Raw genomic sequence first — 22,906 nt, forward strand, 5'->3', positions numbered from 1 at the left:
CATCTATTATCGATCAAAGCCGGGTAGTAATTAAAAGTGGCTGTGAAATGGAAATAGGTAAAACGAATGAATACCTGCTTGTAGATGGGGGCAATTCGGCTTATACACGTCGCGGTAAAGGAAATCCGCTTATGCTCGTGCATGGCTATCCCTTGATCCAAGTATAAGGAAATGACCTGACGCCTTTGTTGGAAAAAAAGATGGATCTCGCCAGACCTGCGTGGATTTGGTCAATCCACTACAACGCCATCAGGATATACGATCTCAGATATGGCGGATGATCTTGATTAGTTTATTGGATCATCTGGGAATTGAGAAAAGCCATACTGGCAGGACATTCAATGGGCGGTTATATCTCACTGGCTTTTGCCGAGGAAATATCCCTAGCGTGTTAGCGATTAGCCGATCGCCTCGCAAGCTGGAGCAGATACTCCCGAAGAAAAGAACGCAGGTACAAACCGCCGCCGAAGTGGATGAAAAAGGCGTGGGCGTGTTGCTGACTCTATGACCCCAAAATTATCGAATGAAACAGGCGTGAGGGCGTTCGTACGAGAATTGATCGGACGGCAAAGCAGGCAGGCTGTGACTGGAGCGCTTAAGGCGATGGCAGAGCGTGCAGATTCTATGTCAATGCTTGCGGCTCTCGAGTTTCCCTTGGTGCTTATTCATGGTGATTCTGATCAGCTGATTCCAATAGAACGCGCAATAGATATAGTGTCAGTAAAGCCTTCTGCAAAGTTGTTTGAATTGAAAGGCGCGGGTCACATGCCGATGATGGAATTCCCACGGCAAGTTGCTGATGGGTTGATGCACTTTATTAGATGAAATTGGGATTAATTTAGAAATGACCCGCCGTTTTTTTTATCAGCGACGGGTCATTTTATTTGAAACACGAGTAGATTTGTAGCTAAGGAAGAAGCGAGTGTGAATGCGTGACAAGCTGAGAGCTATTATTCAAATTTAAATTATTGACCAGGTCGGATTGCCTGACCATCTTCCGTATGTGTGCAACGAGTACGCCGCTTGGGACTGGCTTTACAAGAAAATCATCCGCGCCCGCGTCCAATACACTGGCTACAATGCTTGGATCGTTTACCGCTGAAAGGATGAGGATGGGAATGTTGCTAAACACTCGAATGGACTTGCACACCTGCCAGCCATCCTGATCTGGCATCATCAGGTCAAGCAATACTACATCCGGCATTTTTCTGCTGTCAAGCGAATTCCCTCTGTGCCAAAATTGGTTGTAATTACTTCAAAGCCATGTGTTCTGAGCAACATACCCATTAACTCGGTAATGGCCACGTCATCATCAATTACAAGTATTTTTGTAGGCATATTTTTCCTATTCTTTATTATCCTTGATTTGTTTACCATTCAACTTTGCAATGAGTTTACAGATTGAATATTTTTTGGTGATGTTTGTCAGTTGTCATTTTTGTTATTTTTGGTAGAATACTTTAGCGTTTTCGTGAAAATCATTACATATAGGAGTTACTATGAATAAGTGGGTTTATCTCTTTAACGAAGTTAAAGAAGTCGAGAAAGTTTCCCGTGGTTCGTGGGACAGTGTCAAAAGCCTTGTAGGTGGCAAGGGCGCAGGTTTGATGGATATGACTCGCGCGGGCGTTCCTGTCCCGCCGTTTTTTACCGTGACAACCGAAGCTTGTAACGCGTACCAGAAAGCAAATAAGTTTCCCGTCGGGATGTGGGATCAGGAATTGAAGGCGCTCAAAGCCATTGAAAAAGCGACTGGTAAAAAATTTGGCGATGCCAAGAATCCGCTTTTGGTTTCCTGCCGCTCCGGCGCCAAGTTCTCGATGCCGGGCATGATGGATACGATCCTCAATATCGGTCTGACCGATAAAGTGGCGGAAGGCATGGTAAAGGCGACGGGCAATACGCGTTTTGTGTATGACTCATATCGCCGCTTGATCGAGATGTTCGGTTCCGTTGTGATGGACACGGGCGATGAAGTCTTTGAACATGCGCTCGAATCTTATAAAGCTGAAAAAGGCTACAAGAATGATACTGACATGCAAGCCGAAGATTGGGTGGCGATCGTTGAAAAATTCAAGGTCGCTTACAAGTCCAAGACCGGCGAAGACTTCCCGCAGGATCCGTTCAAACAGTTGGAACTTTCCACAGAAGCTGTGTTCAGATCATGGAACGGCAAACGCGCTGTAGATTATCGCAACAAGGAAAAATTTCACACACGCTTGGAACCGCGGTTAATATCTGCACAATGGCGTTTGGCAATATGGGCGATGACTCTGCGACTGGTGTGGCGTTTACACGTAATCCCTCCACAGGCGATAGCTTGATGATGGGTGAGTATCTCATCAACGCGCAGGGTGAAGACGTGGTAGCGGGTATCCGCAATGCGGACCCGATCCAAAATCTTGTCAACCAGATGCCCAAGGCGTACAAGCAATTCATGGACATCACTGCGAAGCTCGAAAAGCATTATCACGATATGCAGGATGTCGAGTTCACCATTGAGCGCGGAAAACTGTGGATGCTCCAGACCCGCATTGGTAAGCGCACCGCCAAGGCCGCCGTTAAGATGGCTGTTGATATGGCGAATGAAAAACTCATCACCAAGGAAGAAGCTGTCAAGCGTGTGACTCCCGATAACGTGGATTCACTGCTTCACCCGCAGTTCGATGACTCTGCAATGAATCAGGCTGAAAAGGATGGTCATTTTGTCGCGAAGGGCGTCAATGCTTCTCCAGGCGCGGCTGTTGGTCAGATCTACTTTGATGCCGATATGGCTGAGAAGATGGCGAAAGAAGGCAAACAGGATACCATCATGGTGCGCCCGTTCACCAAGCCCGATGATGTGCATGGCATGATCGCCTCAAAGGGCGTATTAACCAGCGAGGGCGGAGCAACTTCCCATGCGGCAGTTGTTGCGCGTCAGTTTGGTATCCCTTGCGTTGTGGGTGCATCCGCGATCAAGATCGATCTCGAAAAACGGGTGATGAACGTTGGAGAAATAACTCTCAAAGAAGGCGATTGGATCTCTGTTGATGGCACGACTGGTAAAGTGTTCGCTGGAAAGATCCCGACCTCAGAGCCGAGTCTCGAAGAACAGACCGATCTGCTGACCCTGCTCAATTGGGCTGACGAGATCTCTGCCCGCAAGAATATTCGCTCTGCGCCAAACGGCGGACCGACACGCGGTCTGCAAGTTTGGGCGAATGCAGATTACCCGAAAGATGCGCGCCGCGCCCGCTCTTATGGCGCTGTTGGTATCGGTCTCTGCCGTACCGAGCACATGTTCTTTGAGCCTGAGCGTTTACCCATCGTTCAGGAAATGATCCTCTCGGATACCAGCGACGGACGTACTGCCGCACTCAACAAACTTCTGCCGACCCAGCGCAAGGATTTTGACGGTCTCTTTGAAGCGATGGATGGCTACCCCGTTATCATCCGCTTGATCGACCCGCCATTGCATGAATTCATGCCTGATGAAGAAGCATTGCTCGAAGAAGTTATTACAATGCGCGTCAAAGGCCAGACTGATGGTTTGAAAGCAAAGGAAGATTTGCTTGAGTCCATCAAGGCAATGCACGAATCGAATCCGATGATGGGTTTGCGCGGTGTGCGTTTGAGCATCGTCATGCCTGAGATCGTCGAGATGCAGGTGCGCGCCATCTTTGAAGCCGCCGCTGACTGCACCCTGCGTGGAATTGTCGTGAAGCCCGAAGTCATGATCCCGCTCACAGGCACAGTCAAGGAATTGGAATGGATCCAACCCCGTCTGTTGCGCATCGCTTCTGCTGTCATGGCGGAAAAGAAGATCAAGTTCGAATATAAATTCGGTACGATGATCGAAATTCCTCGCGCCGCAGTGACCGCACAGGAAGTGGCGAAACAGGCCGAGTTCTTCTCCTTCGGCACCAACGACCTCACACAAATGACCTATGGTTATTCACGTGACGATGCCGAGCGCAACTTCCTCATCACCTATCAAGAGCAGGGCATTCTCGGTACGAATCCTTTCCAAACGATCGACCGTGAAGGCGTAGGCAAGCTCATGCAATGGGCTATTGACGAAGGCCGCAAGACCCGCCCGAACCTTGAAGTGGGTATCTGCGGTGAACACGGTGGCGATCCTAACTCAATTGAATGGTGTCACATGATCGGTAATAACTACGTATCATGTTCCCCGTTCCGTGTGCCGATCGCACGTTTGGCCGCGGCTCATGCAGCATTGAAGCATCAACCAGTAGTTGCGAAGAAGCCTGTTGCTAAAAAGGCTGTCGCAAAGAAAGTTGTTAAGAAGGTCGCAAAGAAGAAGTAATTAGACAAACCGCAAGAAGACTTGATTTCCCAAGAGTCTTCCGCGTTTGGTAAGCCTGTAAACCTCCGAGGTCTTCAAGACCTCGGAGGTTTTGATTTCAAGCAGCCCATTTTTGACAAGCTCTTCAATTTCCTTTGGATAGACTTCCAAAAGCCCGCTTCCGAATCTTAATCTGAAATCTGATTCTGCTACTCCGGCATTTGTTAGTCTGAGATTGTTCAGCATGTACTCAGACATGTCATCTTTCGATGTCTGTTTATGCTGGTTGACGGTTGCGGGGGAGAGGGGAAATTCAGTGGTCAGTGGACGGTTGTCAGTGACCAGTCTTTCAATATAAGTTTTGATTCGTAAAACATTTGAGTAACGGTAGCCGTTGGCATATCCGTGCGCGCCTGCGCCGAAGGCCAGATATGGAAGGGAGTGCCAGTATTGGAGATTATGGCGGCAAACAAATGATGAATGATGAATGATGAATGATGAATTTGATTCTGCATTCTGCGTTCCGCTTTCTGCAGTTGCTTTTGCCCAATTTGATATCTCATAATGCACATACCCGTTGCTTTCCAAAAACTCTTCCGCGTATTCGTACATTTCGGCGGCGAGATCGGGGTCGGGGAGGGGAAGCAGGCCTTTGGATGACCAGCGCCCAAAAGGAGTGCCGTGTTCGAGAGTCAGTGCGTAAGCAGAGATGTGTTCGGGATGCAGGTCAACGATGCGATGGAGGGTGGTTTGCCATGAGGCGAGAGTCTGCTCGGGGAGGCCGTAGATGAGGTCGAGGTTGAGGTTGTCGAAGCCTGCTTTTCGTGCGGTGGACACGGCTTCGATGACGGTGAAGAAATCGTGGATGCGTTCGAGCATGCGCAGTTCTTCGGTGTTGGCAGATTGCACGCCGAAGCTGATGCGGTTGATGCCTGCTTTGCGGATGCCGTTTAATTTTTCAGGTGAAATCGTGCCGGGGTTGGCTTCGATGCTGACTTCCGCGTCAGCGGTCAATGTAAAGGTGGAGCGTAATGCCCGTAGTATGGAATCAAATTGCGGCGCGGAAAGAAGCGAGGGAGTCCCACCTCCAAAGAAGACGGTGTGGATGTTCATCTGCTCGACGTGTTGTCCAACAAAATTGATTTCGTTGATGAGTGCGTTTACATAAGCGGGAATCGAATCCTCCTGACCGGCGTAGGTATTGAAGTCGCAGTATGCGCAGCGGTGTCTGCAGAAGGGAATGTGGATGTAGATTGAGGTGTTAGGGTTTGTCATGGCGGGGGAGACCAATCATAAGGGCAAGCGGGCCAAGTAACAAGAGCCAGATGGCGATGCCCAAACCGAATTGATCTGCAAGCAGGCCGACGAAAAGCGGAAGAAGTTTTGCGATCGGCGTAGTAACTGATTCAATTGCCATAATGCTGGCGCTTTGCCCGGGCAGCGCGGAATACAAATTGCCTTTCAAAATGGGATACCAGCCTGTGTTGAAGATGTTGACGAAGACAATCGTGATAAGTTTGGGAATGAAGCCTGGAACGAGCAGGAAAATTGAAAAAGCGAACAACTCAAGAGTTGCAGTTCTGCGAAGGAATTTCATGCTGTCAGGCTGACGGTCAATAAATGGGATGAAGATAAAGTCGGTGAGCATACCCATTATGAGCCAAACAGTAACAGCGATGCCTGCTTGCGTTGGGGTAGCTTGCGCGACGTCTACAAAGTAGAGTGCGAGGAATCCAAGGAGCACATCAAGCATAAGATCGGACGCTTCAAGCAGAAGCAGCCAGCGCCAGACCTCGCGGCGTTTGAGCGCAGAGAGGGCGGAACGAAATCCGTCGAAAACACTTTTGAAACTTGGCAGATGAGAGATGGATTCGTCATCAGGCGGCACGAGGCGAAACGCGGCGAGCAGGCAAAGTGCTGAAATCGCCGCTGCGAGGGCGTACGCTCCGCGCCAGCCGAGACCAAAATAGACGAACAATCCAAGCAGGATCGGACCAAATACATTTCCAAGCGAGCCAGCGGATGTCCAGCGTGCCATGTTTTGCGCGTGACGCTCGGGAGCAGAGTCCATTAATGTGGCTTGCGAGAGACTGACAAATGCGCCTGACGCAGGGTTGAATATTATGAATGATATTAATATCGGATGAAAACTTTTACTGACTGCCGTGAGAACAAGTGAGAATGTGAAGAAAACTCCACCGCCGAGGATGAGCAGACGGCGCTTCCACACGTCACCGAGAATGCCGAGGAAGGGCTCAATGAATGCCGCGATCATGCCGGGCACGCTTAGCAGCAGGCCGATCTGGGTGTAGGTGAGATGCAGGTCTGTGCGAATGAGCGGCCAGGCGGTTTCGCCGAGGCCGAAGACCAACTCGTCAAGAAACTCGATGAGGAGATAAACGAAATTCAAGAAACCAGCCTCATCCTTGCCACGATAACCGCAGGGAGTTCGCTGAATTTTCCACCCCAGCCAAGAGGATGTGTTTGCGGAACTTCAGGCGGGAATGCGCGTTCTTCAAAACCATCGAGGATGAATCCATTTTTGAAACCTAGATTTAGATAATATTGAATTGGACGGTCAAAATATACCTGTGGTTTGGGCTGGTTTCGAAGAGCGAGTCCACGCTGATGGTGGGGCGTCATGTAGCGTGAGACTTTGATGGAGTACACAGTATTGATCTCGCCGTTGTCAAACTCCTCGATGATATGCATTGCAGATGCGTTGTTAAATGCAGGATGAGTGATGCTGAAAACAAAAGTTCCGTTTGGCTTTAGCAATTTTGGCAGGGTGCGGAATAACGGCTCAATATCCGCCATGTCAAATAACGCCATATTGGATAACGAGGAATCGAATTTGTTTTTTCCAAGAGAAAGCAGTTGAGATTCATTTGTGGCGTCAATGACACGATACTTTATCTGTGAGTTGAAATGAGCAGTATGGTTTTTTGCGTATTCGATCAGGGGTGAGGAAAAGTCAAAAGCGGTTACCTGTGCCCCTGCTTTTGCCAGCCTGCTCGTAGTCAATCCGTTGCCGCACGCGATGTCCAATATATGCATATCAGGTTTCAAGTCAAGGAGAGATTTGAGAGCGGGCCAGCACAGGATATTGAAGAAGTCATTTCCATCAACTCCCATGCGTTTATCCCAAACTTCTGCATTCGCTTCCCATGCTTTTCGGGTTTGATTGTTCAAAGCCCTTAAATCTTTTTTCATTGATAAAACCTCTTTATTGATTAAATTGGGTCTCAGGAATTTAATGTTTAAATTTTATCATTTGGAAAATAAAAACAGAAACACGATTCATTATTTGGAAGCAAAGAATAGGGGGCATCTGTAAGGTCGTGGAGTAGTTCTGGCGTGCTATACTCGCAAAATATACTGCATAACGTATCAGATTGTAGAAAGAGTAGTGGAGAGTATTATGTTTGAATGGAATAATGCAATGGCGACTGGCGCAATGGAAATTGACGATCAACATCGTGAATTGATTAATAAGTTTAATGAACTGGTGGAGGCCGAAGCCGGCGGGGCGGATAGAAAAACCATCGGTGGGATTTTGGATTTTCTTCAGTATTATGCGGAGTGGCATTTCAACACGGAAGAATGGATCATGAATCAATATCAATGCTTTGTCGCGGAAGAGAATAAAAAAGCTCACGACGAATACAGGCTAAAATTTGGAAAACTGTATGAACAATGGAAAAATTCAACAGATTTAGATAATCAAGTTCTACACCATACCATCGTTGAACTCGCGCGCTGGATCGTAAATCACATCTTGACTGTGGATATTCAACTCCATGAGCATGTGAAGTAAGAAAATAATCGAATTGGTATAGGATGCCAATAATAAGCGCAGGTCGAAACCTTGCGCTTATTATATTTAATTCTTCTGTCCAAATTTCCATTAAGAGAGTTAGAATCGATGGTGAAGGAGCCAAAATGAAAAAGCTTCCCATTTTACTGATATTAATACTGTCCATTATTTCATGGGGATTCGGGACCTCACTTGCCGTACCTGGCAAAGAAACCAATTTTAATTTCGAGAAAAGGTCGAATCTGGTTGTTTTTACCCAACTGAATCTTTATCCCAATATTGAAACTATTGGTGTTGCTGTCACTGGGACTGGACTTCCGAAAAAAGCTGATCTGTTGTATCGCCAGAGCGGTGAATCTGCTTGGCGTAGCGGTCATGCGCTCGTGCGCATTGACGATGGCCGCCTGATGGGCAGTTTGTTTGGACTCTCTCCATTGACATCTTACGATGTGAAAGTGCTGGATGGAACAGTGGAGATCAGCGGCACAATTACTACACAGGCAACTGATCTGTCATTCACTCCCACGGCTGTGATACATGTCAATGATGATGCGCCTTCCGGCGGCGATGGTTCGGTCTTGGCGCCGTTTCGAACCATTCAAGAAGGTGTAAATAAGGCTGTTCCTGGCGCACAAGTTTTGGTGGCAGATGGTATCTATCGCGAGATGGTAACTTTTCCAGCTTCAGGCACTGCCAATAATTGGATCCAAGTCAAGGCGGAGGGGAGTGGCGCGATCCTGGATGGGTCCGAGACGCTCACTGGGAACGCATGGACACAATACGAAGGCAAGACGCGGGTCTGGCAAAGGAATATCGGTGCACAGCTTGGATACCTCGCCCGCGATGGGAACCGTTTTTACAATTACGATTCCCTTTCGATGTTATTCTCGTCGACCGGGCATGGCAATACAAGCATGACAGAGGGCTGGTATCTTGACCCAAATACTTTTAATTTATATATCCGCAGTTTGGACGATCCTTCGAACCATACTTGGCAAGTTCCACGACAGTTGCATGCTTTTGACGTGAATAGCCGTGATTGGATCTGGATCGAAGGCTTTGAAATGCGATATTACAATCGGTGCGGCGTATGTACTCTGAATGCATCTCATCTGGTAGTGCGCAAAAATAAAATCCACAATATGCAATTAGGCGTCTATTTCAACTGGACTGGGAATGAGAATCAAGGAAATGATACGCGTGTCGAGTATAACGAGATCTATGACCCCCCGGTGAATGAATGGCCTTGGAAGGCGGTCAAAGGTAGTTCAATGGAGGGGACCGCGATCGTTGTAAGAGGGCGAACCGGGGCAATCGTGCGTAATAACGATATTCATAACTTTTTCAACGGCATCTATACAGGTTCTTCCGGTGCGCTCGAAAATTCTACGCTTGCTTTTGATGCGGATATTTACAATAACTACATTCACCAGATCAGTGATGATGCTCTGGAACCGGAAGGCGCATGTATAAATCATCGTTTTCGAAATAACACCATTGATTCGGCTTTTGTTGGTGTTTCACTCGCCCCGATCACGATGGGGCCGGTTTGGATGCTGCGCTCGACCATCACAAACTATACCGGTATGGCCGTTAAATGGGATAGAAATTCCGACGGCATAGTATTTATTTACCATAACACCGTCTGGACAAATGCAGGTAATGCGGACGCGATTTTTTTGATCAGCCCCGTATACAATGCCGTGATGCGTAATAATATCTTTAGTAGTACGGCGTATTCCATTAATGCTGTCCCTTCGGGTTCCAGTGGGCATGATTGGAATTATGACAATTGGTACACAACTCGCACAGCTGATGTCAATCATTTTAAATGGGCGAATATCTTGTATAGTTCCGTTGCGAAATTTTGTACAGCGAGTGGGCTTGAATGTAATGGATATGAAGTTGCACCGGGTTTGACCAGCCCTGCCAGCGGTGATTTCACGCTGCTTTTATCTAGCTTAAATATTGATAAGGGGGTTGTCATTCCTGGAATTAATGATCAGTTTTCAGGTAAGGCTCCGGATGTAGGCGCGTTCGAACGGGCGGTTGATCCTCCTCCCGTGGTTATATCCATCGTCCGTGCAGATGCGACCCCGATTGGGGCTGCCGAAGTGAAATTCACGGTCACATTTTCAGAATCGGTGAGTGGGGTTGATGCTGCCGATTTTTTGATTGTCACCAGCCCAGCCATCGTAGGAACTTCCATCACGAGTGTAATTCCTGAAACTGTTACAACATATAGGGTTGGTGTTAATACTGGCTTTGGGGATGGCACGCTCCGATTAGATCTGATGGATAATGATTCGATCGCGGATATGGTGAATAACCCTTTGGGTGGGGTGGGCGCAGGAAACGGTAATTTCACTTCCGGAGATTTGTATGCCATCGAAAAAACCATTCCAACCGTTGCTAATATAGCGCTCGTTGAACCAAATATCAATGGCGCTGATATTTTGCATTTTTCAGTAATCTTCTCTAAAGACGTCAGCGGTGTGGATGTGGGAGATTTTGGTTTGTTCACGAATGGCGGAATTCTTAATGCGACTATCTCTGAGGTAAGTGGTGCAGGGGCTGTTTACAACGTTTCGGTTAATACCGGCACGGGTGATGGAACACTGCGTCTGGATCTTTTGGATAACGATAGCATTGTGGATACCCTGACAAATCCGCTTGGTGGGGTGGGAGCAGGTAATGGGACCTTTATCAGCGGTGGAGTGTATACGATCGATAAGACCGCGCCGGTAGCTGTCAGCATTTTGCGCGCTGACCCCAACCCGGCTTCTGGTAACACAGTGCGTTATATGGTGACTTTCTCTGAGACTGTCAGCGGTTTGGATTCCGGGGATTTTATGCCAGTCATGACTGATGGTCTGACCGGCGCATCCGTCCAAGCTGTGAGTGGATCTGGCAATTCTTACACAGCCTCTGTCGCTGTCGGGAGCGGAATTGGCAATCTTCGTCTCGACCTCGTAGATAATGACAGCGTTCTGGATGCCTCAGGTAAACCGTTGGGCGGATCTGGGGTCGGTAATGCCAACTTTACTTTGGGAGAAATGTACACAGTCTACAGACCCCCAGTCACCATAGTAAGCGGCGTCTTCAACTCCAATGCAGCAAACGACGGGTGGATACTTGAATCAAATGAAAATACCAATAAAGGTGGCACAAAAAACTCCAATGCAGCTACATTTATCCTCGGCGATGACGCTCGTGACCGCATGTATCGTGCTGTTTTACAATTTCCTACCGGCGGACTGCCCGACAATGCAGTCATTGACCAGGTCATCCTAATGATCAAGAGACAGGGAAATCTCGGTGCAGACCCGTTCAACACACACAAGAATATCTCGCTGGATATTCGTAAGGGCGCTTTTGGCAGTTTTGGTCCATTTAGCATCGGCGCTTTGCAGATTTCAGATTTCCAAGCCCCTGCTGATGGATATTCGATCGGCATTATGCAAGGCAACCCGGTTGGAGGTTGGTATTGGTCTGTATTGGATAGTACCGCTTTTCCGTTCATAAATCTGATTGGAGAGACGCAGATCCGTCTCGGTTTTCAGATTGACGATAATGATGATCGAAATAACGATTACTTGATGTTCTTCTCCGGAAATGCAAAAAACGCAGCCGATCGTCCACAATTACTTGTCAAGTATTATCTGCCGTAATAAAAAATCTGTACGCTAAAAGAAAAAATTTCCAGTTACTCATAAAGGAGAGAAGTTAATTTTATGCCGGGATTCGCCAAACGTATGGCTTATATGCAATCAACTGCGGATGTGATTCGATATCTATTTGAATCGATGACCGACCCGGATACCATCTCCTTTGGCGGAGGTGCCCCGGCAAAAGAGGCGCTTCCAGTGGAGTTGATCCACGGAATCGCGAATGAAGTGCTTACAAGGGACCGTCGCGGGGTCCAGGCTCTCCAATACGGGAACCCCATCGGCATTCCAGACCTTCGTCAGGCCGCCATAGACCGGCTTTTGCTCCCCAAAGGACTTCAAGCTGGAATGGAAAATGTCATGATCGTATCCGGCGGCATGGAAAATATGAATCTTGTCAGCAATTTATATCTGGAGCCGGGGGATGTTGTTTTGGTTGAGTCGCCCACCTTTGTACAGGCTGTTCAGGTTTTCAGGATGTTCGAAGCTCAATGTATCGCCTGTGAGACAGATAACGAAGGATTGGTCATTGAAGATGTAGAAGCAAAGATCAAACAGCATCATCCCAGAATGATCTATGTAATTCCTACTTTTCAGAATCCTTCCGGGCGGACAACAAGTTTGGAGCGGCGGAGGGCTCTCGCTGAACTGGGCAGCCGCTATGATATCGTCATTTTAGAAGATGATCCCTACAGCGAGATGCGATATAGCGGAGATGTGTTGCCGCCAATCAAATACTTTGATAAGACTGGTAACACGATTTATGCCAACAGCTTCTCCAAGATTTTTTCACCGGGCTCCCGCTTGGGTTTTGTCTATGCGGAGAAGGAGATCATCAAAAAATTCTATGATGCGAAAACCGCCACCAATTCCCATACGAATGTGGTCACGCAAATTCTATGCGCTGAGTTCTTCAACCGCGGGTTGTTCGAGCCGCACCTGAAATTGATTCGGGATATTCATCGTGAACGCCGCGATGTGATGATGGACTGCATCAAGTCCATGCTGCCTGACGGGGTGAACTATGTTTACCCGGACGGCGGCTTGTTCACTTGGGTGGAATTGCCTGCGCATGTGGATACAACTTCCATGCTGGAGGAGGCAAAACAGCATAAAGTGGCCTATATGCCGGGCAAGGAATTCTTTGTGGAAGGACAGCCCATCCACAACAATTGTATGAGAGTTAGCTTTGGCGGCGTCACACCTGAAAATATACAGATCGGAATGGAGCGGCTGTCGTCTGTGATTCGTTCCAAGATGTGAGATGGCAAAATAAAAATATCCGAAGTCTTTACGGCTTCGGATATTTTTGTGCCATTATTTTTTCTTTTACGCGGATAAAAGGCGGGCGGTCAATGTGATCGGTGTGCTTGCCAGCGCCACAGAAACGGGACAGCCTTCCTTTGTGGCGGTAGCGATTTCCTGGAACTTTTCATCGCTGATATCAGGTACGACCGCCTCAGTGGTCAGGTGGATTTTGGTAATGCGACTCTTGCCATCGATCACCTCAAGTGTAACCTGCGCCTGAGTTTGTATCTGCGTGGGAGTGAAGCCATTCTTGCCAAGACCGGAACTGAGCGCCATCGAAAAACAACCTGCGTGCGCCGCACCGAGCAATTCCTCGGGGTTGGTGCCTTGACCATCTTCAAAGCGAGAGGACCAAGTGTAAGAGCCTTCATAGGTGCCGAACTTCATGGTTCCTTTTCCCTCTTTTAAAGAACCAGTCCAAATTGCATCTGCATTTCTAGTTGACATTTCTATTTCTCCTTTCGATAAATAAAAGTTTTCTACACCAACATTCTGACAGGATTTTCAAGGAAGCCCGCCAGTGCTTGCATGAACTGCGCCGCTTCGGCTCCATCGCTGATGCGATGGTCTACCGAAATGGTAGCCTTCATTCTCCAGCCCACTTTCAACTCACCATTTTCTACAACAGGAACTTCTCGTGCGGAGGAGATCGCCAAAATCCCAGCTTCGGGCGGGTTGACGATGGCGATGAATTCTTCGACATCGTACATGCCCAAATTAGAAGTGGAGAATGTTGAACCATCCACATCTTCGGGCTTAACCTTACCTTCGCGGGCGCGGCCTGCCATGGCTTTGACTTCGCCCGAGATCTGGCGCAATGTCTTTAGGTCGGTATCTTTGACAACCACGGTCATCAATCCACCGGGGACGGTGACTGCCACGCCGACATTGACATGTCCGAATTGGATAATGTCAGTGCCTTTGAGAGTGGCATTCAAGTTAGGGAACTGACGCAGGGACAACGCCACGCCTTTGAGAATAAAGTCATTGACTGATACTTTTTCGTTATCTGGCAAATACGCATTGACCTGCTTGCGTATATCCATCAATGCGTCCATCTTGAATTCATGAGTGACGTAGAAGTGCGGGATGGTGGTCTTGGATTCGACGAGACGACGTCCAATTGCTTGACGTAATTTTGTTGTGGCAATCACTTTGTCGTCGTGAGTAATTAGTAATTGGTAACACCTGCACTTGCGCCAGGTGCAAGTGTTGGCTCCGCAGACTGAACACTGTTCGCTGATGACTGCCCACTGGAAAGCGCTGCTTCAATATCCTTGCGGACAATGCGCCCACCCGGGGCCAGTGCCTTGAACTTTGGACAAGTCCACTTTTTGGTCACGCGCAACTTTTTGGCGAGCGGGCTGGCTTTGACGGGAGCGCCATCAGTGGAAGCAACTGCTTGGGGAGCAGAATCAACTGTCGGCGGAGTTTGAGGCGCAGACTTTTCATCCGACCTGCTGCTTTCCGCCTTCCGTCTTCTGCTCACTGACCACTTCACCTGCTACACCCACCACCGCAATCGGCGCATTGACGGGAACCATCGTACCTTGATCGACGATGAGTTGCAGGACAACACCGCTTGCAGAAGATTCAACTTCAACGGTGGCTTTGTCGGTTTCGATTTCGGCGAGCACGTCGCCTTTGTTGATGGTCTCGCCGACTTGTTTCACCCAACGGACCAGCAAACCCTCGGCCATATCGAAGCCGAGTTTGGGCATGGAAATTGTTTCAGCCATTATTTCAGAACCTCCTTTACCGCCGCGGTGATGTCAGCCACCTGCGGGAGCGCGGCTTGTTCGAGCGTGCGGTTGTAGGGGAGCGGTACTTCTTTTTGCGCCACGCGGATGATGGGCGCGTCGACGTAATCGAAGGCCTCTTCATAAATGCGGCTGACGATCTCGGAGCCGACGCCGTAGGATTTCCATCCTTCTTCAACGACGACCGCGCGATTTGTTTTCTTGAACGACTCGATCACAGGTTCCATATCGAGCGGGCGCAGAGTGCGAAGGTCAACGACTTCAACTTCAATGTCTTGCTTTGAAAGTTCGTCGGCGGCTTTCATCGAAAGCTCAAGACCTTTGCAATAGGTGACGATGGTCACATCTTTGCCAGCGCGCTGTACTTTGGATTTTCCGATCGGGATGGTGTACTCGCCTTCAGGCACTTCGCCGCGGACTTGGTACATGGTTGCGTGTTCGATGAAAAGGATCGGATCATTCGACCTGATAGCTGATTTCAAAAGACCCTTGGCATCTTCTGGCGTTCCAGGGCTGACGACTTTGAGGCCGGGGAAGTGCGCGAAGATGGCATCGGGAGTCTGTGAGTGTGTTGCGCCAAGCTGACGTCCGCCGCCGCCGACCGCACGAATGACCATCGGGAGGGTGAACTGTCCGCCGAACATGTAATGCAATTTTGCCGCTTGATTGACAATGTAGTCCATCGCAGAGAAACCAAAGTTGATGGTCATCAATTCCGCAATGGGGCGTTGACCCACCATCGCCGCACCGATCGCGCCGCCGATGATGGCGTTTTCTGCAATCGGTGTATCTTTGACACGCGCCGCGCCGTATTTGTCATAAAAGCCTTTGGTCACGGCATAGGTGCCGCCCCAAACGCCGACCTCTTCACCCATGATAAAGACTTTGGGGTCGCGGTCCATTTCTTCCATAAGAGCTTGCGAGATCGCCTCGCGCATTGTGATTTTTGCCATGTTGTAATTTCCTTCGTCATGTCGTTGCGAGAAGCGCTCTTGTTCTTCGCGACGAAGCAATCTCATCGTAAGTGAAGATTGCTTCGGGCTAGCGCCCTCGCAATGACATAAATTTAGTCCGCGTAAATATCCGTAAACAACTCTTCCATCGCAGGTTCGGGACTTGCCTCGGCGAATTCAACAGCCTTTTGCACTTCCTCTTCCACGCGTGCTTCGATCTCATCCAAAGCCTTGGCGCTGGCAATCTTCTTCTCGATCAATTGCTTGTTGAAAATTCCGATCGGATCATTTTCCTGCCACTTCTTCACTTCTTCGGCTTTGCGATAGCGTTCCGGATCGCCCATCGAATGTCCACGGAAGCGATAGGTATCAATTTCAAGCAGATATGGTTGGCTTTCCTTGCGGATAAAATCCAGAGCTTCCTTTGAAGCTTCATAAACTTTCATTACGTCCATGCCGTCAACTTGGCCGTTCTTCATACCGTAGCCTTCAGCCTTCTGGCGGATCTCGGTCACAGCTGAAGCGCGGTCAACTGCGGTTCCCATGCCATATTGATTGTTTTCGCAAACCCACAACACACGCAAATTCCAGGTCTTGGCAATATTCAACGCTTCATGGAAGTAACCGATGTTGGTCGCGCCATCACCAAACATACAGATGGTGATATTGTCATTGCCAGCGTATTGATCGCCGATCGCGAAGCCTGAAGCGATGGGGAGATGCCCGCCCACAATAGCATGTCCGCCCCACATATTCTTGGAGGTATCCGCCATGTGCATCGAACCGCCCTTGCCCTTCGACATACCTGTCGCTTTGCCGAGTAATTCTGCCATCACTTCATTGGCAGAAATGCCACAATTCAACGCCACGCCATGATCGCGATAAGCAGTGATGACACGGTCCCGCTCTTCACGAGCTGCGATCAAACCAGTTGACACTGCTTCCTGTCCGATATACAAGTGCATAAAGCCGCCGATTTTGCCAGCCTGATATAGCTCCGCGCCGCGTTCTTCCAGACGGCGGATCAAAACCATTTGGTGATACAGATCTAATTGTTGTTCTTTCTTCATTATTCGCTCCGCTAAAAGATTGCAAAAAATAACACCAGAATACCTCTGGCGTTGTGCTTAATAAGCAAACACGGCATTATATCAGAGAAATTTAGTCCAGTTTTGAACATGATAGGCTTTTGAGAGTTCAAGATCAGCTTTCCAATTCTCCCCAAGTGTACGAGAAGAAAATCCGCCAACTGGTGGGTGTGATTGTCGGATGTTTGCACTAGAATGAAATTAAAGAATTCGTTACGAACATCTATTATCTCAAGGAGAATCAATTATGAATCTTAAACTCACCCCGCCCAAGGAAGTAACTTTCTGGATCGCAGTCGCTTTGGGTCTGCTTGGCCTATTCAGTTTTCTGGGCGTTTTTACCCTACTTCCGATCGAAGCCTTCTGGCTTTTGTTCATTGGGTTTGCATTACTTGTGGTTGCCCTTTTCGTCAAAGGCCTTTAGACTACTTTCAGAATATTTGCTCCCTGCTTCACAGCAGGGAGTATTTTTTTTAAGATACAATAAAAATATGAACTGGTTTACAGGCGGCGCGCACGGTGAAGCAAAAAGACTCATCACCCAACTTACGGATTCCACGAAGCGGGATGCCGCCGCAAGGGAATTGATCCAACTGGGCGCAGACTCCGTGCCGCCGTTGATCGATGCGCTTCAGACTCAAGACTTGGGCCTGCTCCTGTACTATCAGCAGATTCTCGCCCGAATCCCCTCCGCCACACCCTTGCTGACCAGGACGCTTTCGACAGCGCACCCGATCATTCGCGCAAGAGTTGTCGAAATATTGGGTATTAGCAAAGATAAAACCGCCATCCCCGCCTTACTTGACGCTGTAAAGGGTGAATACTTTACTGTCCGTTCCCGCGCCGCGCTCGTCTTGGCGAATATTGGCGATGCTCAAGTCTTGTCAGCTCTTTTGCCTTTGCTCAAAGACAGGGAAAGCGAAGTCCGCAATGCGGCTTGTATCGCAGTTGCAAAATTCTGTGACCCTTCCACCTTTGATGACATTACCAATGTTTTGCTTGATGATCCGATCATGGATGTGCGCCGTTCTGCAGCGCGCGCTTTGGGTGAAACAAAACATCCTGCAGCGCTGCCGTTTCTGATGGAAGCCTTGCGCGATTCATCCTGGTGGTTTGAACAGGAGGAAGCCGCCGCAGACTTATTAATCGCAATTGAAAAAATGGGATCTGTTGCCGTAGCCCCGTTGATCGAAGCGCTTAGTGACAAGGAAGGCACTGTCCGCAAGTATGCGGCGATCACGCTCGGCAGAATTCACGATCCACGCGCCATCGACGAATTGGGCATGACGATCTATGATCTGCATCACGAGGTTGGAAAAGCCGCCGCGGAAGCGCTTGCAAAATTTGGCGCGCCGATCGTGGATATTTTCATCGAAGCCTTGAGTCACCCCGAGTCTGCGGTGCGTGAAAATTCATTGGTTGCGTTAAGCAAGATTCAAGATGAACGTGTTGTGCCTGTATTGATCGAAATGCTCCAGGACCCTGTAAAAGATGTCCAACGGCAAGCCTTGCTGGCACTGGGCGCTTTAAGAGATTCCCGCGCAATTCCTGCTTTGGAAGGTATCATCGCTAATCGTGCAGACAGGGAAATGTCTGCTTTGGCGAAACAAATTATCGAAAATATAAAAAAAACCAATTTTTTATTGTAAGCAATCTCTTCACATTGGCCTGAATTCGGATATTTACTGGTAAGGAGTAAATTATGCGCCGTATCCACTCGCCGTAGGCTGTGCAGTCTGTTGTGGCAATACTGGTTCCATTAATCGCCTCAGCACATTGACTCTGGGTTATGTGCTCCCGAATGAATTTTTACGCTAGATGTGGCTCTTGGCGGCGAATCAGCTCTTTATGTTTTGCGGGTTGAACGTGGAGCTGATTTTGGTCTGACACAGTACACTAACCCCCCCCTTTGTACCCCCTACTTTGTTCCCCCTGGCTGTATTGTTATACAGTGGATTAACAGTGAAAAATAGAGAATATTTCCAATATCCTTCGCTGGACATGGTGCCGTGCATGAAGGTAAATGGAGGCGATTTTATTTTGAAAGGGTATTCAGGTGGAATAATTATCCAAAATACTTCGCCAGTTGAAAAAATTCGGATTATTTTATATTGACGTGGAATTCAGGTCGTACTCTTTCTGCTTTTTTTGAATTTGGAATTGCTGACTACGGATTAAATGGATAATTTATATGAAATATATCGTATAATGATTTGAATATTATCATTGAAGAGATGGAAAAATGAAAAAGAAACTGATCTATATAATGATTTTGTCGTTCTTTGTGTTTTTTACCGCTACGACTCCGTTAACGTCGCCTGGCAGCGCAAGCGCCCAGGCACCCACGAACACGCCGATCAATATTGGCAACTTCGTCTGGGACGACCTGGATCAGGACGGCACCCAGGATGCCGGTGAACCGGGTTTGGCCGGAGTGAGCGTGCAGTTGTGGAATTCGGCAAAAAACCAACTGATCAATACGCCGACCCCGACGCGCACGCCCACGCCGATCAATATTGGCAACTTCGTCTGGGACGACCTGGATCAGGACGGCACCCAGGATGCCGGTGAACCGGGTTTGGCCGGAGTGAGCGTGCAGTTGTGGAATGCAGCGAAAAACCAACTGATCAATTCAACCTCGACCAGTGCGAGCGGCGCATACACGCTGGTGGCCCCGATCCCTGGGAACTACCGTGTGCGCGTGGTCTTGCCTTTTGCATTGGATGCCTTCTCTCCCAAAAACGCGGCGTTGAATGACCAGACTGACAGTGATATCAACCCGAGCGGGGTCGATCTTGGGTTCACAGATACTTTCAATATCGCCTCGAATGTGATCAGCACCACCATCTACGATGCGGGCATCATCAAATTCCGCACACCCACCCCCACGCGCACACCCACGCCGATCAATATTGGCAACTTCGTCTGGGACGACCTGGATCAGGACGGCACCCAGGATGCCGGTGAACCGGGTTTGGCCGGAGTGAGCGTGCAGTTGTGGAATGCAGCGAAAAACCAACTGATCAATTCAACCTCGACCAGTGCGAGCGGCGCATACACGCTGGTGGCCCCGATCCCCGGGAACTATCGTGTGCGCGTGGTCTTGCCTTCCGCATCGGATGCCTTCTCTCCCAAAAACGCGGCGTTGAATGACCAGACTGACAGTGATATCAACCCGAGCGGGGTCGATCTTGGGTTCACAGATACTTTCAATATCGCCTCGAATGTGATCAGCACCACCATCTACGATGCGGGCATCATCAAATTCCGCACACCCACCCCCACGCGCACGCCCACGCCGATCAATATTGGCAACCTTGTCTGGCATGATCTGAATGGCAACGGCATCCAGGACGCCGGTGAACCAGGAATCGCCGGCATAACTGTACAGTTGTGGAATGCAGCGAAAAATAACCTGATTTTTAGTGCCGTAACCAATGCCAACGGCATTTACACTGTCATTGCGCCAGTGCCGGGTGACTATCGTGTGCGGGTTGTGCCATTCAGCGGTTCCTCATTTTCTCCGAAGAACCAGGGCGCAGATGATACGAAAGATAGTGATATCAATGCAAGCATCTTTTCGGCGGATTATGGTTTTAGCGATATTTTCACCATCGCCCCTAATGTCATATCGACAACGATCTATGATGCGGGACTGAGCATTGTGGGTCCCACACCCACAATGACGCCGACACGCACACCCACGCCCGTACCGGGAAACACTTCTACTCCCTCACCGACACCTGGTTTTATCACCACCGGGGTCTTCCGCCCGAGCAACGGGCTTTTGTACCTGAAGAATCAAAACACCTCAGGCTTTGCCGACATCGCGATCAATTACGGCCTCGCGGGAGATTATCCTGTGGCTGGCGACTGGGACGGCAGTGGAACGGACACCATCGGCATTTACCGCAACGGATCCTTCTACCTGCGCAACTCCAACACAGTTGGCTTTGCCGATCTGGTTATCGCTTTCGGGCTTCCCGGTGACCAGCCGGTGGTCGGGGATTGGAACGGAGACGGCATTGACACCATCGGTATCTATAGACCCTCGACTGGACAATTCCAATTACGGAATCTCAACACGAGCGGGCCGGCAGATATGATTTTTTATCTTGGAAATGTGGGCGATGTGGGCATAGCAGGCGATTGGAACGGAGACGGCTCTGACACCACCGGCGTCTTCCGCCCGAGCAATGGCGTGATCTTCCTGAAGAATGCCAACACAACAGGTTTCGCCGATGTGGCGCTGAATTATGGACTGGCGGGCGACCTGCCCGTCACCGGCGACTGGAACAACGACGGCATAGATACCATTGGCGTCTATCGCAACGCCCAGTTCTACCTGCGCAACAGCAACACGATCGGCTTTGCGGATATCACCTTTGCGCTGGGCAACCCTGGCGACATGCCGATCGCAGGCAATTGGGATGGGCTGCCGTAATCTGGCCTGCCCTTGACTTTATTGGTAATTAAAAAAATCGCCCCGAAGGTGCTGCTATGCGCTTAAATTACTCGAAATAAACCTTCGGGATGGTGCATGTCTCATAACCATTAATAAGCAGTGTTTTGCTAAATCTCCAAAAATTTGAAGATCGCTGGCGCAATCTCTGTGAGGTCGCGAATATCCTTTTGGAATTCGCGACGATTGTTTAAATTCCCAAATAAGAGCAGCGGCACATTTGCATCTGTATGCCTGCGGGTGGACAGGTCTTCCATGTTGCCATGATCAGATGTAAGCAGGATCAACCCTTCTTCTGCCTGCCACGCTTCGAGAAGCCCTTTCAACACTGAATCAAAGGTTTCCAATTGGCGTATTGCCCAATCCATATCCTGTTTGTGACCTGCGTAATCACTGGCCCAATATTCGAAAAATGAAAAGTCATATTGGCTGGCGAGTTCAGCCAGTTTTCTTCCGCTTCTTCCGATTCGTATAATGGAGAATCATCCAGCTTCATGAATTCACGCCAGCCTGTGCCAGTGAAATCAGCGGAGAGGGCACGGCCTGAATAAAAATCATCCTGTGTGAAGAGCGGCAGACCTGCATTACTCACTGCCTGCGGGATTGCGGAATAAAGCCGTTTGCCAGAATCGATCCCATCAAAATAGCGTGGGGGATAAGCGTTAAAGCAACGCAGCCTTTTTGCCCGCGTTGACAGTTTTGCGAAGATGGTTTTTCCATCCAAATGTTGAACCACTTCGGGGTTTGGTTTGGGGCCGTAGTGATAGCCCAACTCAGCAGGATGTTGATTCCTGTTAACAGCACACCCTGTCCCGTTGCAGATTGGGAAAGCCTTTCACGCCCAAGTTCGGGTCAACTGAAAGTAATGTTGCTTGCTCACCTTCAAAAGGCGCGGATTCTGAATAAGGTCCGCCCGCCGAGTGAGAATTTAAATACGGCATCTTGGCGCGCGTGAACGGATTTTTCGGGGTTGTTTTCGCCAAGCCCGATGCCATCGAAGAAGAGGAAGAGGAGTTTCATAAAATACCAGTAATTGGTGAATAGTGATCAGTAATCAATTTACAGAAAATACAAAGAAGAATATTTATTGTACGTCCCGATATAGAATATAAATAGTGGATTAGCCAAAACCCTGAATGGGTGTGGGTTTTGATACAAAAACCATGCCGGTGGCGTTCTTTTTTGTCAAGCCATCGCGGCGGGAGATGGGGTATGTCGCCTGAGTTGAGATCATATCAAAGTCTGAGGCAACAAGCTCGGGTCACAGTTTGAAGCGTGTCTGGTTTGAAGATCGTACATTAACCAGAGATCCATTTGGGGCGGATTCTATCCAACGGGTCAGATAATCTACCTTATTTTCAACCCCGTGAAAACAGCCAATATCAGGGCAAGTTCAGGTACGAATCGACTTGAAGTTGGTCACATCACCGTCAACAATTTTGCATTGATGTTCTGCTTTTGAGTTTGCGCCTTGCGACCTGGATGTAGTGAGGCAAAATCTATACCTGCCAACTTGCCAGCCCTGTTTTTGCCAGCGTGATGAGATTCGTGCCCGTGCCGCA

20 protein-coding genes and 1 pseudogene are annotated in these 22,906 nt (G+C 48.9%); 8 read left to right on the forward strand and 13 right to left on the reverse strand.

All coding sequences use genetic code 11. The annotated features are described in order from the left end of the window. Window positions 1–504 precede the first annotated feature (504 nt). Window positions 505–825, forward strand: a complete 321-nt coding sequence (locus IPL17_RS18375; RefSeq protein ID WP_345308544.1) for an alpha/beta hydrolase — start codon at window positions 505–507, stop codon at window positions 823–825. A gap of 82 nt (window positions 826–907) precedes the next feature. Here the strand turns inward: IPL17_RS18375 and IPL17_RS18380 are convergent, their stop codons facing one another. Both IPL17_RS18380 and IPL17_RS18385 read right to left on the reverse strand, forming a co-directional pair. After that, window positions 908–1,204 carry a response regulator gene (locus IPL17_RS18380; RefSeq protein ID WP_345308545.1) on the reverse strand — a complete coding sequence of 99 codons (297 nt, stop codon included), beginning with the start codon at window positions 1,202–1,204 and terminating at the stop codon, window positions 908–910. Beyond that, on the reverse strand, window positions 1,192–1,338 hold the full coding sequence (locus IPL17_RS18385) for a hypothetical protein (protein ID WP_345308546.1): 147 nt from the start codon (window positions 1,336–1,338) through the stop codon (window positions 1,192–1,194). Before IPL17_RS18385 ends, IPL17_RS18380 begins: the two co-directional genes overlap by 13 nt. Window positions 1,339–1,613: 275 nt before the next feature. Here IPL17_RS18385 and ppdK point away from each other — a divergent pair. Next, window positions 1,614–4,309: pseudogene (gene ppdK, locus IPL17_RS18390) on the forward strand (pyruvate, phosphate dikinase). On the opposite strand, the gene hemW reads toward ppdK, so the two are convergent. The 3 genes from hemW to IPL17_RS18405 are packed head-to-tail and all read right to left on the reverse strand — an operon-like array spanning window position 4,310 to window position 7,501. Then, on the reverse strand, window positions 4,310–5,563 hold the full coding sequence (gene hemW, locus IPL17_RS18395) for a radical SAM family heme chaperone HemW (RefSeq protein ID WP_345308547.1): 1,254 nt from the start codon (window positions 5,561–5,563) through the stop codon (window positions 4,310–4,312). Continuing rightward, the gene (locus IPL17_RS18400; protein ID WP_345308548.1) at window positions 5,550–6,698 is read right to left on the reverse strand and encodes an MFS transporter; all 1,149 of its coding nucleotides are present in this window, start codon (window positions 6,696–6,698) and stop codon (window positions 5,550–5,552) included. Before IPL17_RS18400 ends, hemW begins: the two co-directional genes overlap by 14 nt. After that, entirely contained in the window at window positions 6,695–7,501 is an 807-nt protein-coding gene (locus IPL17_RS18405) for a class I SAM-dependent methyltransferase (protein WP_345308549.1), read from the reverse strand. Before IPL17_RS18405 ends, IPL17_RS18400 begins: the two co-directional genes overlap by 4 nt. 208 nt (window positions 7,502–7,709) lie before the next feature. Here IPL17_RS18405 and IPL17_RS18410 point away from each other — a divergent pair, with 208 nt between their 5' ends. The 3 genes from IPL17_RS18410 (at window position 7,710) to IPL17_RS18420 (ending at window position 13,036) form a co-directional block, all read left to right on the forward strand. Further along, entirely contained in the window at window positions 7,710–8,105 is a 396-nt protein-coding gene (locus tag IPL17_RS18410) for a hemerythrin family protein (protein ID WP_345308550.1), read from the forward strand. Window positions 8,106–8,230: 125 nt separating this feature from the next. Next, window positions 8,231–11,776, forward strand: coding sequence for a right-handed parallel beta-helix repeat-containing protein (locus IPL17_RS18415; RefSeq protein WP_345308551.1), 3,546 nt, complete (start codon window positions 8,231–8,233; stop codon window positions 11,774–11,776). Window positions 11,777–11,839: 63 nt separating this feature from the next. Further along, window positions 11,840–13,036 carry a PLP-dependent aminotransferase family protein gene (locus IPL17_RS18420; protein WP_345308552.1) on the forward strand — a complete coding sequence of 399 codons (1,197 nt, stop codon included), beginning with the start codon at window positions 11,840–11,842 and terminating at the stop codon, window positions 13,034–13,036. Window positions 13,037–13,102: 66 nt separating this feature from the next. Here the strand turns inward: IPL17_RS18420 and IPL17_RS18425 are convergent, their stop codons facing one another. From IPL17_RS18425 to pdhA, 6 genes are all read right to left on the reverse strand, one after another. Further along, complete coding sequence (locus IPL17_RS18425; protein WP_345308553.1) at window positions 13,103–13,528, reverse strand: OsmC family protein; 426 nt, start codon at window positions 13,526–13,528, stop codon at window positions 13,103–13,105. A 32-nt stretch (window positions 13,529–13,560) separates the two neighbouring features. After that, window positions 13,561–14,235 (reverse strand): 2-oxo acid dehydrogenase subunit E2, encoded by a 675-nt coding sequence (locus IPL17_RS18430; protein ID WP_345308554.1) that lies wholly within the window; start codon window positions 14,233–14,235, stop codon window positions 13,561–13,563. 17 nt (window positions 14,236–14,252) lie between these two features. Then, complete coding sequence (locus tag IPL17_RS18435) at window positions 14,253–14,570, reverse strand: hypothetical protein (RefSeq protein ID WP_345308555.1); 318 nt, start codon at window positions 14,568–14,570, stop codon at window positions 14,253–14,255. Then, window positions 14,530–14,820, reverse strand: a complete 291-nt coding sequence (locus tag IPL17_RS18440) for a biotin/lipoyl-containing protein (RefSeq protein ID WP_345308556.1) — start codon at window positions 14,818–14,820, stop codon at window positions 14,530–14,532. The genes IPL17_RS18435 and IPL17_RS18440 overlap by 41 nt, the downstream gene beginning before the upstream one ends. Further along, entirely contained in the window at window positions 14,820–15,794 is a 975-nt protein-coding gene (locus IPL17_RS18445; RefSeq protein WP_345308557.1) for an alpha-ketoacid dehydrogenase subunit beta, read from the reverse strand. The genes IPL17_RS18440 and IPL17_RS18445 overlap by 1 nt, the downstream gene beginning before the upstream one ends. Before the next feature lie 113 nt (window positions 15,795–15,907). Then, window positions 15,908–16,864, reverse strand: a complete 957-nt coding sequence (gene pdhA, locus IPL17_RS18450) for a pyruvate dehydrogenase (acetyl-transferring) E1 component subunit alpha (protein ID WP_345308558.1) — start codon at window positions 16,862–16,864, stop codon at window positions 15,908–15,910. A 265-nt stretch (window positions 16,865–17,129) separates the two neighbouring features. Here pdhA and IPL17_RS18455 point away from each other — a divergent pair, with 265 nt between their 5' ends. The 3 genes from IPL17_RS18455 to IPL17_RS18465 all read left to right on the forward strand — a co-directional run bounded on the left by IPL17_RS18455 (window position 17,130) and on the right by IPL17_RS18465 (window position 21,326). Next, entirely contained in the window at window positions 17,130–17,306 is a 177-nt protein-coding gene (locus tag IPL17_RS18455) for a hypothetical protein (RefSeq protein WP_345308559.1), read from the forward strand. 67 nt (window positions 17,307–17,373) lie between these two features. Then, complete coding sequence (locus IPL17_RS18460) at window positions 17,374–18,531, forward strand: HEAT repeat domain-containing protein (protein ID WP_345308560.1); 1,158 nt, start codon at window positions 17,374–17,376, stop codon at window positions 18,529–18,531. Window positions 18,532–19,124: 593 nt separating this feature from the next. Continuing rightward, window positions 19,125–21,326, forward strand: coding sequence for an SdrD B-like domain-containing protein (locus IPL17_RS18465; RefSeq protein WP_345308561.1), 2,202 nt, complete (start codon window positions 19,125–19,127; stop codon window positions 21,324–21,326). A 128-nt stretch (window positions 21,327–21,454) separates the two neighbouring features. Here IPL17_RS18465 and IPL17_RS18470 read toward each other — a convergent pair whose 3' ends face one another. Both IPL17_RS18470 and IPL17_RS18475 read right to left on the reverse strand, forming a co-directional pair. Further along, the gene (locus IPL17_RS18470; protein WP_345308563.1) at window positions 21,455–21,820 is read right to left on the reverse strand and encodes a hypothetical protein; all 366 of its coding nucleotides are present in this window, start codon (window positions 21,818–21,820) and stop codon (window positions 21,455–21,457) included. A 406-nt stretch (window positions 21,821–22,226) separates the two neighbouring features. Beyond that, window positions 22,227–22,364: a hypothetical protein gene (locus tag IPL17_RS18475; protein ID WP_345308562.1), complete on the reverse strand. Its 138-nt coding sequence runs from the start codon at window positions 22,362–22,364 to the stop codon at window positions 22,227–22,229. Window positions 22,365–22,906: the final 542 nt, after the last annotated feature.

The sequence above is a fragment of the Candidatus Villigracilis saccharophilus genome (genome assembly GCF_016711665.1).